We start from the raw sequence: 11145 nt of genomic DNA, 5'->3' as shown, positions 1-11145 counted from the left end.
GCCCCGGCGGGTACGGTTACCCGCCCGCGGCCGGCGGTCAGCGCCCCGCGGCGGGCGGCGGACTCGCGGGCGCCCCGGCGCCCGGGTCCCGCACCCGCCACTGGATCGAGATCAACGGCACCCGCCACCAGATCTCCCGCGCGACGCTCGTGCTGGGCCGCAGCACCGAGGCCGACGTGCGGATCGACGACCCCGGCGTCTCCCGCCGGCACTGCGAGATCCGGACCGGAACACCCTCGACGATCCAGGACCTCGGATCCACCAACGGCATCGTGGTGGACGGGCAGCACACCACCCGCGCTACGCTCCGCGACGGCTCGCGGATCGTCGTGGGCAACACCACCATCATTTACCGGCAAGCCGAAGGGTGAAGCGGGGGCAATGTCAGAGCTGACCCTCACGGTCATGCGGCTGGGTTTTCTGGCCGTACTGTGGCTGTTCGTGATCGTGGCCGTGCAGGTCATCCGCAGCGACCTGTTCGGTACGCGTGTCACCCAGCGCGGTGCGCGCCGGGAAGCGGCCCGACCGCAGCAGGCCCAGCGCCAGGCGCCCCCGCAACAGCGCCAGCAACCCGCGACGGGGGGCGGGCGCAGGGGGCGCAACGCCCCGACGAAACTGGTCGTGTCCGAGGGCACGCTCACCGGCACGACCGTCGCGCTCCAGGGCCAGACCATCAGCCTGGGGCGCGCGCACGACAGCACCATCGTGCTGGACGACGACTACGCCTCCAGCCGCCATGCCAGGATCTATCCGGACCGCGACGGCCAGTGGATCGTCGAGGACCTGGGCTCCACCAACGGCACCTATCTCGACCGAACGCGGCTGACGACTCCCACACCGATCCCGCTGGGCGCGCCGATCCGTATCGGCAAGACCGTCATCGAGCTTCGGAAGTAGTGCTACATCATGAGTGAGCGCGAGCGGAGCGAGCACGCCAGGTCGGCCGGCACCCCGGGCCCCGGCGCGCTCCCGACCGGAGGGTGGGCAGTGTGGCTCGACACGACCGGCTGTACCCGGGGCCGACGGGCGAGGTGGGCATGAGCCTGTCACTGCGCTTCGCCGCCGGATCGCACAAGGGCATGATCCGGGAGGGCAACGAGGACTCCGGTTACGCCGGTCCACGCCTGCTCGCCATCGCCGACGGCATGGGCGGCGCCGCCGCCGGCGAGGTCGCCTCCTCCGAGGCCATCTCCACCATCGTCGCCCTCGACGACGACGTGCCCGGCTCCGACGTCCTCACCTCCCTCGGTACGGCCGTACAGCGCGCCAACGACCAGCTGCGCTCGCTCGTCGAGGAGGACCCGCAGCTCGAAGGCATGGGCACCACCCTGACCGCGCTGCTGTGGACGGGCCAGCGGCTGGGCCTCGTGCACGTCGGCGACTCGCGCGCATACCTGCTGCGCGACGGCGTACTCACCCAGATCACCCAGGACCACACCTGGGTGCAGCGCCTCGTCGACGAGGGCCGGATCACCGAGGAAGAAGCCACCACCCACCCCCAACGCTCGCTGCTGATGCGCGCGTTGGGCAGCGGTGAACACGTGGAGCCCGACCTGTCGATCCGTGAGGTCCGGGCCGGCGACCGCTATCTGATCTGCTCCGACGGCCTGTCCGGCGTCGTCTCGCACCAGACGCTCGAGGACACCCTCGCCAGCTACCAGGGCCCGCAGGAGACCGTGCAGGAGCTGATCCAGCTCGCCCTGCGCGGCGGCGGCCCCGACAACATCACCGTGATCGTCGCCGACGTCCTGGACCTGGACACCGGGGACACCCTCGCCGGGCAGCTGTCCGACACCCCGGTCGTGGTCGGCGCCGTGGCCGAGAACCAGCTCCAGCCGCACGACAACGGCATCATGCAGACCCCGGCCGGCCGCGCCTCCGGCCTCGGCCGTCAGGGCCGCGGACAGGGCGGCGGCGGCGAGTTCGGCCCGCCCGGCTCCGGTGACGTCACCGGCTTCATCCCCACCGACGGCTTCGGCGACTACACCGACGACGACTTCGTCAAGCCCCGCAAGGGCAACCGGTGGCTGAAGAGATCCCTCTACAGCGCCCTCGCGCTCGCCGTCATCGGTGGCGGCCTCTACGCGGGCTGGCGCTGGACGCAGACCCAGTACTACGTCGGCACCAACGGCGAACACGTCGCCCTGTACCGGGGCATCAACCAGGACCTGGCCTGGGTCTCGCTCTCGAAGGTGGAGAAGGATCACCCCGAGATCGAACTCAAGTACCTGCCGCAGTACCAGCAGAAGCAGGTCGAGGCGACGATCCCCGAAGGCGGCCTGTCCACCGCCCAGAAGAAGATCGACGAACTGGCCGTACAGGCGTCCGCATGCCGCAAGCAGGCGGAATCGACCACCGCGACCCCCAGTTCGGCCGGTTCCACAACGGATGAGGGCAAGGCCGACGGCACCACGGGAACCACTCCCGTCTCCCTCACGTCCAAGGCAACGCCGACCCCGACCCCGTCGGGATCGACACCGTCCCCGTCCACGTCTCCGTCCACGTCAGCGACCGCCACTCCCGGCCCCGGCCCCAGCCTCTCGGAGGATGAGCAGAAGGTCGTCTCGCTGTGCGGTAAGCAGTAGGCAAGCCGTGAGAGGCCCCGTCACACGATGAGCAGTACAACCAATTCGCCGACGCACCACACGTCCACGATCGGCTCCATCGGCACACCGAGCCGCCGCAACACCGAACTGGCACTCCTGGTGTTCGCGGTGCTGATCACGGTGTTCGCCTACGCCAACGTGGGCCTCGCCATCAACGAGGAGGTGCCGTCCGGCCTGCTCAGCTACGGCCTGGGCCTCGGCCTGCTGGCCGGCGCCGCCCATCTGGTCGTCCGCAAGTTCGCACCGTACGCCGACCCCCTGCTGCTGCCGCTGGCGACACTGCTGAACGGCCTCGGACTCGTAGCCATCTGGCGGCTGGACCAGTCCAAGCTGCTCCAGTCGATCCAGCAGGCCGGCAACGCGGCGCCCCGCCAGCTGATGTACACGGCGATGGGCATCGCCTTCTTCGTCGTCGTGCTGATCTTCCTCAAGGACCACCGCGTCCTCCAGCGCTACACCTACATCTCGATGGTGGGCGCGCTGGTACTGCTGCTGCTCCCCCTGGTGCCCGGTCTCGGCCGCAACATCTACGGCGCCAAGATCTGGATCCAGGTCGGCAGCTTCAGCATCCAGCCCGGTGAGTTCGCCAAGATCGCACTGGCCGTCTTCTTCGCCGGCTACCTGATGGTGAAGCGCGACGCACTCGCCCTCGCCAGCCGCCGCTTCATCGGCCTGTACCTGCCGCGTGGCCGCGACCTCGGCCCGATCCTGGTCGTCTGGTTCATCTCGATCCTCATCCTGGTCTTCGAGACGGACCTCGGCACCTCACTGCTGTTCTTCGGAATGTTCGTCATCATGCTGTACGTCGCCACCGAGCGGACCAGCTGGATCGTCTTCGGCATGCTGATGTCGGCGGTCGGCGCGGTCGGCGTCGCCAGCTTCGAACCGCACGTCCAGCAGCGTGTCCAGGCCTGGCTCGACCCGATGAAGGAGTACACGCTCTCCCGGCAGGGCCAGGCAGGCCACTCCGAACAGGCGATGCAGGCACTCTGGGCGTTCGGCTCCGGCGGCACCCTCGGCACCGGCTGGGGCCAGGGCCACTCCGAACTGATCCGCTTCGCCGCCAACTCCGACTTCATCCTCGCCACCTTCGGCGAGGAGATCGGCCTCGCCGGTCTCATGGCACTGCTGCTCCTGTACGGCCTGATCGTCGAGCGCGGTGTGCGCACCGCCCTCGCCGCCCGCGACCCGTTCGGCAAGCTGCTCGCCATCGGCCTGTCGGGCGCGTTCGCCCTCCAGGTGTTCGTCGTGGCCGGCGGTGTGATGGGCCTCATCCCGCTGACCGGCATGACGATGCCGTTCCTGGCCTACGGCGGCTCCTCCGTCATCGCCAACTGGGCCCTGATCGGCATCCTGATCAGAATCAGCGACACCGCGCGCCGTCCGGCCCCGGCCCCCGCATCCAACCCCGACGCCGAGATGACCCAGGTGGTCCGCCCGTCATGAACAAGCCCCTGCGCCGGATCGCGATCTTCTGCGGACTCCTGATCCTCACCCTCCTCATCCGCGACAACTGGCTCCAGTACGTCAAGGCCGACACTCTGGCCTCCGACGACGAGAACCGCCGCGTCAACATCGCCCGCTACGCCACCCCGCGCGGCGACATCATCGTCGGCGGCAAGGCCATCACCGGCTCCGTCGAGAACACCAGCGGCGACTACAAGTACAAGCGCACCTGGACCAACGGCCCCATGTGGGCGCCGGTCACCGGGTACTCCTCGCAGGCCTTCGGCGCCAACCAGCTGGAGAAGCTCGAGGACGGCATCCTCACCGGCAACGACGACCGGCTCTTCTTCCGCAACACGCTCGACATGATCACGGGCAAGAAGAAGGAGGGCGGCAGCGTCGTCACCACCCTCAACGCCGCCGCGCAGAAGGCCGCCTACGAGGGCCTGGGCAACAAGAAGGGCGCCGTCGCGGCGATCGACCCGGCCACCGGCAAGATCCTCGCGCTGGTCTCGACGCCGTCGTACGACCCGTCGAAGTTCGCAGGCACCTCCGACGAGGACGCCAAGGCGTGGAACGCGGTCCAGAAGAAGAACAACCCCGACGACCCGATGCTGAACCGGGCGCTGCGCGAGGTCTACCCGCCGGGCTCCACCTTCAAGGTGGTCACCGCGGCCGCGGCACTGGAGAACAAGGTCGTGTCCGGCATCGACGACGCCACCAAGACCCCGGACCCGTACCAGCTGCCGAAGACCACCACCGATCTCACCAACGAGCACGGTACGTGCGAGAACGCCAACCTGCGGTACGCGCTCATGGTCTCCTGCAACACCGTCTTCGCGAAGATGGCCGACACCGTCGGCAACGAGAAGATGATCGAGCAGGCGAACAAGTTCGGCTTCAACAACAAGGAACTGGACACCCCGGTCCGCGCCTCCGAGAGCGTCTACCCCGAGGACAACGAGCCGCAGAACGCCATGGCCGGCATCGGCCAGGCCTCCAACCGGGCCACCCCGCTCCAGATGGCCATGGTCGCCTCGGCCATCGCCAACGACGGCAAGCTGATGAAGCCGTACATGGTCGACCAGCTCAAGGCCGCCAGCCTCGACACCATCGCGACGACCGAGCCGGAGGAGCTGTCCCAGGCGGTGTCCTCGGAAACTGCTCAGAAGCTCCAGGAAATGATGGAGACGGTCGTCAACGACCCGCAGGGCACCGGCGGCAAGGCGAAGATCCCCGGCGTCACGGTCGGCGGCAAGACCGGTACCGCCCAGCACGGCCTGAACAACAAGGAAAAGCCGTACGCCTGGTTCATCTCCTACGCGAAGCTGGCCGACGGCAGTTCGCCGGTCGCCGTCGCGGTCGTCGTCGAGGACGGCGCCGCCAACCGTGGTGACATCAGCGGTGGCGGTCTCGCCGGCCCGATCGCGAAGGACGTCATGAAGGCAGTCATCGACAGCAACAAGTGACCCCCATCACGTCGCCTACACATCGGTGCACGTTGCGATACCGGTCCTGTATCGGGTGACGGGCTTGGCCAGGTCACACAGCGCCATCCGGGTACGGTATGCCCGGACGGCAGCCACCGACCGCACACGTGTGCCGGTCGGGACCGACGGAGAGGGCTGGTAGGTAGCTATGGAAGAGCCGCGTCGCCTCGGCGGCCGGTACGAGCTGGGCCATGTGCTCGGCCGTGGTGGCATGGCCGAGGTCTACCTCGCGCATGACATCCGCCTCGGCCGCACCGTGGCGGTGAAGACGCTGCGCGTGGACCTCGCGCGCGACCCTTCCTTCCAGGCCCGGTTCCGCCGGGAGGCCCAGTCGGCCGCCTCGCTCAACCACCCCGCGATCGTCGCTGTCTACGACACCGGCGAGGACTACATGGACGGGGTCTCGATCCCGTACATCGTCATGGAGTACGTCGACGGCTCCACGCTCCGCGAACTGCTCCACTCCGGCCGCAAGCTGCTGCCGGAGCGGACACTGGAGATGACCATCGGCATCCTCCAGGCGCTGGAGTACTCGCACCGGGCCGGCATCGTGCACCGCGACATCAAGCCGGCGAACGTCATGCTGACGCGCAACGGCCAGGTCAAGGTCATGGACTTCGGCATCGCCCGCGCCATGGGCGACTCCGGCATGACGATGACGCAGACCTCGGCCGTCATCGGCACCGCCCAGTACCTCTCGCCGGAACAGGCGAAGGGCGAGCAGGTCGACGCCCGCTCCGACCTGTACTCCACGGGCTGCCTGCTCTACGAGCTGCTGACCGTACGGCCGCCGTTCGTCGGCGACTCCCCGGTGGCGGTCGCCTACCAGCACGTCCGCGAGGAGCCCCAGGCGCCCAGCGTCTTCGACCCCGAGATCACGCCCGAGATGGACGCGATCGTGTTGAAGGCCCTCGTCAAGGATCCCAACTACCGCTACCAGTCCGCCGACGAGATGCGTGCCGACATCGAGGCCTGCCTCGACGGCCAGCCCGTCGCGGCCACGGCCGCCATGGGCGCGGTCGGCTACGGCGGCTACCCGGACGACCAGCCGACGACCGCACTGCGCTCCGCGGACGGCGGCGCCACCTCGATGCTGCCCCCGATGAACCCGGACGACGGCGGCTTCGGCTACGACGACCGTCCCGACCGGCGCCGCCAGAAGAAGTCCAACACCTCGACGATCCTGCTGATCGTCGCCGCCGTACTGGTCCTCCTGGGCGCCATCCTGATCGGGAAGTGGGCCTTCGACGGTGAGAGCGCGGGCAACGACACGGTGGCGGTGCCCAGCCTCCTCGGAAAGACCGAGGCCCAGGCCAGGCAGCAACTGGCCAATATCGACCTCAAGGTCGGAACGGTCACGCCGAAGCCCTGCGAGGACCAGGCCAAGGGCAACATCTGCGACCAGGACCCCGACCCCAAAATAGAGGTCGAAAAGAACTCCGCCGTCAACCTGGTGGTGTCCACGGGGGCGCCGAAGGTGACCGTGCCCAGCGTCCTCGGCAAGACCCTCGATGAGGCCAAGACGCTCCTCGAGGGTGACGAGTACCAGCTGGTCGTCGAGACCAAGCAGGAGATCTCCGCGGAGCCCCCGGGCACCGTCACCGGCCAGGACCCGAGGCTGGGTACCGAGGTCGAGAAGGGCTCCAAGGTCACCCTCACCATCGCCAAGGCGGAGGACAAGGCGACCGTCCCCGACGTCCTCAACCAGAGCTGTGACCAGGCCAAGGCCCAGATGGAGGCCAACAACCTGGTCGGCAACTGCGTCGAGGTCGACACCCAGGACCCGAACCTGGTCGGCAAGGTCATCGGGACCACCCCGCAGGCCAACTCGAAGGCCGACAAGGGCTCCCAGGTCCAGATCCAGATCGGCAAGGCCCCCGCGAACCAGCAGACGCAGGTGCCGGGCAACCTCCAGGGCATGAGCCTCAAGGACGCCAAGAAGGCACTCCAGGACGCGGGCCTCAACGTCGGGAACGTCACTGTCAACGACGACAACGCCACCGTCATCAACTCCGACCCGGCCCCGGGCAGCACGGTGAACAGGGGGCAGACGGTCAACCTGGTCACCATCGGCGGCAACGGCGGCGGGGACAACGGGGGCAACAACGGAGGGGCCGTCTTCTTCGGCGGAACCTCGGGATAGCCACCGGGCCCCACGCAAAGAGGCCTCGGGCCCTGCCGGACATCCGTCCGGCAGGGCCCGAGGCCTTTGCTCATACTCAGTGGGGTGGGCGCCTGGGCGCCCGCGTCAGCGCAGCTCCTCCGGCGGTGTCCGGTCCGCGTCCACCTTCTCCACCCGGTCCAGCTCCCCCCACACCACGTACCGGTAGCGGCTCGTGTAGACCGGCGTGCACGTGGTCAAGGTGATGTACTTGCCGGCCTTCTTCTTGCCCGACTCCTCCGGGACCGCGCCCAGCACCTCGACGTTGTACTTCGAGGTCTCGGCCAGGACGGCGTACACCTTGTAGACGTACCAGTTGTCCTTGGTCTCGAAGACGATCGGGTCGCCCTCATCGAGCTTGTCGATGTTGTGGAACTTGGCGCCGTGGCCGTCACGGTGGGCGGCGAGAGAGAAGTTGCCGTCCTTGCCGCTGGTCGGGAGCGTGGCCTTGACGGGGTCCGTGTAGTAGCCGGCGACGCCATCGTTGAGGATCTTCGACGAGGTGCCCTTCTCGACCAGGACCTCGCCGTTGTCCATGGCGGGCACGTGCAGGAAACCGATGCCGTTCCCGGTGTCGAGCGCACCCGGTCCTGTGTTCTCCCGCGCCCAGGTGTCACGGACCTTGTCGCCCTGCCGATCCGCCTTGCGGTCGGCGACCACGTTGGTCCACCACAGCGAGTAGACGACGAAGAGGCCGAGCACCAGCCCGGCCGTGATGAGGAGTTCCCCGAAGACACTGACGGCCTGGGCGATCCGTCCGCCGCGCCGCCGCGGGGGCGGGGAGGCGGCGGCCCGCGCGCCGCTGTGCTCTTCGTGCTCGGTGTCGCCGGTGGTCGCTGCCACGTTCACTCTGCCCCTACTCGACTGCACGCCTACTCGACGAGCGCATCCGGCTTGCCCTTGCTGCGCGGCCGTTCCTCGACCATCTTGCCCCAGACGATCATCCGGTACTTGCTGGTGAACTCCGGCGTGCACGTCGTCAGCGTGATGTACCGGCCCGGCCCCGTGAAGGTGGAGTCCGGCGGCACGGGGTCGAGGACACTCACGTTGCTCGGCGAGGTCACCGGCAGGATCGACGCCATCTTGTAGACGAAGTACTCGTCCTGCGTCTCCACCACGATCGAATCGCCGGGCTGGAGCCTGTTGATGTACCGGAACGGCTCACCGTGCGTGTTGCGGTGCCCCGCCAGCCCGAAATTGCCGGTCTTCGCGTCGGGCATGGCGGTCTTCAGCGCGTCCTCGCCGTAGTGCCCGACCATGCCCTTGTCGAGCACCTTCTTGCTGTCGATGCCCTCGGCGATCGGCACCACCACGTCCAGCTTGGGGATGTGCAGGATGGCGAAGCCCTGCCCCGGAGAGAAGGCGCCCGGGTTGCGCTTGCCGCTCGCCCAGTCGTCCTGGAGGCTGCTCGCCTCCCTGTCCGCCTGCGCGTGTGCCCGCACGTTCGTCCACCACAGCTGGTAGGTGACGAACAGGAGCATCAGCACACCGGCGGTGATGAACACCTCGCCGACCGCCCGGCTGAAGACGACCGCCGCGCTCGGCCTGCTGGCCCGCGCCCGCCGGCGGGCCTCCACCCGCGACAGCGGCCTCCCCGCCGATCCCGGAGGATCCTCAGGACCACCGCCGTACGCCCCACGATCCCCACTACCGTGGCCACCATGCCCGCCGTGGCGCCCGTGACGGCCCCTGGCGGCCTTTCTGCGGGCCGCGCGGCCTCCCGCCGGGGTTCCCGTGAGGGGAGGGGCCGTTGAGGCTCCAGACACGGATATGGACTCGCCGCCGAACACGAACCCGGGCGGCGGCGGCACGCGCAGTGCCACCGTCTCCTCGTCGATGGGAGGCTCGAACGGCTCGCCGCCGTACAAGTCCTCGCGCTCGGGGCGAAGCGCGGTCACGCCGAGGCCCTGCCCACCACCGGGGCGAGCCCCGCCGACCTCGCCACGGCACCCTGGTCACCGCACTCCGCCAGCCAGTTGGCCAGCATCAGGTGCCCGTGCTCGGTGAGCACCGACTCCGGGTGGAACTGCACTCCCTCGACAGGCAGTTCACGGTGGCGCAGACCCATGACGATGCCGTCCTGGGTGCGGGCCGTGATCTCCAGCTCGGGCGACACCGTCGCCGGCTCGGCCGCGAGCGAGTGGTAGCGGGTCGCCGTGAAGGGCGAGGGCAGACCCGCGAAGACGCCCTTGCCGTCGTGCTCGACCAGCGAGGTCTTGCCGTGCAGCAGCTCCGGGGCCCGGTTCACCACACCGCCGTACGCCACCTGCATCGACTGCATGCCCAGACAGACGCCGAAGACGGGCACGCCGGTGCTCGCGCAGTGGCGGACCATGTCGACGCAGACGCCGGCCTCCTCCGGGGTGCCGGGACCCGGGGACAGCAGAACGCCGTCGAATCCGTCCTGGGCGTGCGCCGTCGACACCTCGTCGTTGCGCAGGACCTCGCACTCGGCGCCCAGCTGGTACAGGTACTGGACCAGATTGAAGACGAAGCTGTCGTAGTTGTCGACGACAAGAATGCGCGCGCTCACTGGTTGTCCACCGTCACATCGTTGAAGGGAAGCAGCGGTTCGGCCCACGGAAAGACGTACTGGAAAAGGACATACACCGTGGCCAGCACCAGCACGATCGAGACCAGCGCCTTCAACAAGGCGTTTCCCGGCAGATGCCGCCAGATCCAGCCGTACATGCCGTCCCTTCCGTCGCACCACGGCACCAGACTCACGCCGTACGTCACCAGACTAACGGCGGAGAGCCTTCGGTCTGCCTGCCTCCACAGGCTGTGTGGAGTCCAGGTGTGCCCAGACGATCAGCCGGTGACTGTGCCCCCACTCGGGTTCGCACGTCGTCAGCGTCAGATAGCGTCCGGGACGCGTATACCCCGACTTACGTGGCACAGGGTCGATCACCTCGACGTCCGTGGGCACTGTTTTGTACGGCCCTTGATCGATCCGATACGTGAACCAGGTCGTGCCGTCCGTCAGCACCACCGCATCCCCGCGCCGCAGCTTCGGAAAGTCCTTGAGAGGGTCGCCGTACGTACGCCGGTGACCTGCGACGGAGAAGTTCCCGGTCTGCCCGAGCCGCGTGGTACCCGCGTAATGGCCGAGCCCCTTCTTCAGGGTGGCCGCGCCGGTCCCTTCGAGCACCGGCTTGTTCCACGTGAAACCAAGCCTCGGGATGTACATGATCGCGAAGGGCTTCCCCTTCGAGTACGGCTTCGGCGGCGCCGGGCTCGCGGAGGCGCGGGGCGCCGCAGCGGGCTCCCGCGCCCACTGCTGCTGGAGGCTGTCGATCTGGTCGTCCATGACGCGGTCGGCCTGCACGCCGGTCCAGAAGAGCACGTAGGCGACGAAGAGGACGATCACGGTGCCGACGGTGATGAACAGTTCGCTGACGGTTCTGACGATCACACGCACCGGCGGCTCCCGAGCGGCGGC

11 protein-coding genes are annotated in these 11145 nt (G+C 68.5%); 6 read left to right on the top strand and 5 right to left on the bottom strand.

The features are described 5' to 3' along the window. From BZL64_RS06725 to pknB, 6 genes are all read left to right on the top strand, one after another. Positions 1-371: FHA domain-containing protein (locus BZL64_RS06725; RefSeq protein ID WP_143663012.1), on the top strand; the 371-nt coding region annotated here is incomplete at its 5' end. 10 nt (positions 372-381) lie between these two features. After that, positions 382-897: an FHA domain-containing protein FhaB/FipA gene (locus BZL64_RS06720; protein ID WP_086767113.1), complete on the top strand. Its 516-nt coding sequence runs from the start codon at positions 382-384 to the stop codon at positions 895-897. Positions 898-1037: 140 nt separating this feature from the next. After that, complete coding sequence (locus tag BZL64_RS06715) at positions 1038-2585, top strand: Stp1/IreP family PP2C-type Ser/Thr phosphatase (RefSeq protein WP_244205236.1); 1548 nt, start codon at positions 1038-1040, stop codon at positions 2583-2585. Between the two features lie 27 nt (positions 2586-2612). Then, positions 2613-4052, top strand: coding sequence for an FtsW/RodA/SpoVE family cell cycle protein (locus tag BZL64_RS06710; RefSeq protein WP_086767109.1), 1440 nt, complete (start codon positions 2613-2615; stop codon positions 4050-4052). Further along, positions 4049-5521 carry a peptidoglycan D,D-transpeptidase FtsI family protein gene (locus tag BZL64_RS06705; protein ID WP_086767107.1) on the top strand — a complete coding sequence of 491 codons (1473 nt, stop codon included), beginning with the start codon at positions 4049-4051 and terminating at the stop codon, positions 5519-5521. The genes BZL64_RS06710 and BZL64_RS06705 overlap by 4 nt, the downstream gene beginning before the upstream one ends. Before the next feature lie 169 nt (positions 5522-5690). After that, entirely contained in the window at positions 5691-7685 is a 1995-nt protein-coding gene (gene pknB / locus BZL64_RS06695; protein WP_086767105.1) for a Stk1 family PASTA domain-containing Ser/Thr kinase, read from the top strand. 105 nt (positions 7686-7790) lie between these two features. Here the strand turns inward: pknB and BZL64_RS06690 are convergent, their stop codons facing one another. From BZL64_RS06690 to BZL64_RS06670, 5 genes are read right to left on the bottom strand one after another with little or no spacing between them, the layout of a single operon-like run. After that, positions 7791-8546 carry a class E sortase gene (locus tag BZL64_RS06690; RefSeq protein WP_086767120.1) on the bottom strand — a complete coding sequence of 252 codons (756 nt, stop codon included), beginning with the start codon at positions 8544-8546 and terminating at the stop codon, positions 7791-7793. Positions 8547-8575: 29 nt separating this feature from the next. Further along, positions 8576-9601: a class E sortase gene (locus BZL64_RS06685; protein ID WP_086767103.1), complete on the bottom strand. Its 1026-nt coding sequence runs from the start codon at positions 9599-9601 to the stop codon at positions 8576-8578. After that, entirely contained in the window at positions 9598-10236 is a 639-nt protein-coding gene (locus BZL64_RS06680; protein WP_086767101.1) for an aminodeoxychorismate/anthranilate synthase component II, read from the bottom strand. The genes BZL64_RS06685 and BZL64_RS06680 overlap by 4 nt, the downstream gene beginning before the upstream one ends. After that, a complete protein-coding gene (locus BZL64_RS06675) occupies positions 10233-10442 on the bottom strand; it encodes a hypothetical protein (RefSeq protein ID WP_086767099.1) in 210 nt (69 codons plus the stop codon). The genes BZL64_RS06680 and BZL64_RS06675 overlap by 4 nt, the downstream gene beginning before the upstream one ends. A gap of 4 nt (positions 10443-10446) precedes the next feature. Next, positions 10447-11124, bottom strand: coding sequence for a class E sortase (locus BZL64_RS06670; protein ID WP_086767097.1), 678 nt, complete (start codon positions 11122-11124; stop codon positions 10447-10449). Between the last annotated feature and the right edge of the window lie 21 nt (positions 11125-11145).

It is taken from the genome of Streptomyces bobili, assembly GCF_002154575.1.
GTDB classification, from domain to species: Bacteria; Actinomycetota; Actinomycetes; order Streptomycetales; family Streptomycetaceae; genus Streptomyces; species Streptomyces bobili.
Note: the sequence above shows the minus strand (reverse complement) of the source record. Positions and strands in the feature narration are given on the sequence as shown.

Bases quoted from the DNA above. Each gene is read 5' to 3' on its own strand.
- BZL64_RS06720 (WP_086767113.1), top strand. From the start codon at position 382: ATGTCAGAGCTGACCCTCACGGTCATGCGGCTGGGTTTTCTGGCCGTA.
- BZL64_RS06715 (WP_244205236.1), top strand. From the start codon at position 1,038: ATGAGCCTGTCACTGCGCTTCGCCGCCGGATCGCACAAGGGCATGATC.
- BZL64_RS06710 (WP_086767109.1), top strand. From the start codon at position 2,613: ATGAGCAGTACAACCAATTCGCCGACGCACCACACGTCCACGATCGGC.
- BZL64_RS06705 (WP_086767107.1), top strand. From the start codon at position 4,049: ATGAACAAGCCCCTGCGCCGGATCGCGATCTTCTGCGGACTCCTGATC.
- pknB (WP_086767105.1), top strand. From the start codon at position 5,691: ATGGAAGAGCCGCGTCGCCTCGGCGGCCGGTACGAGCTGGGCCATGTG.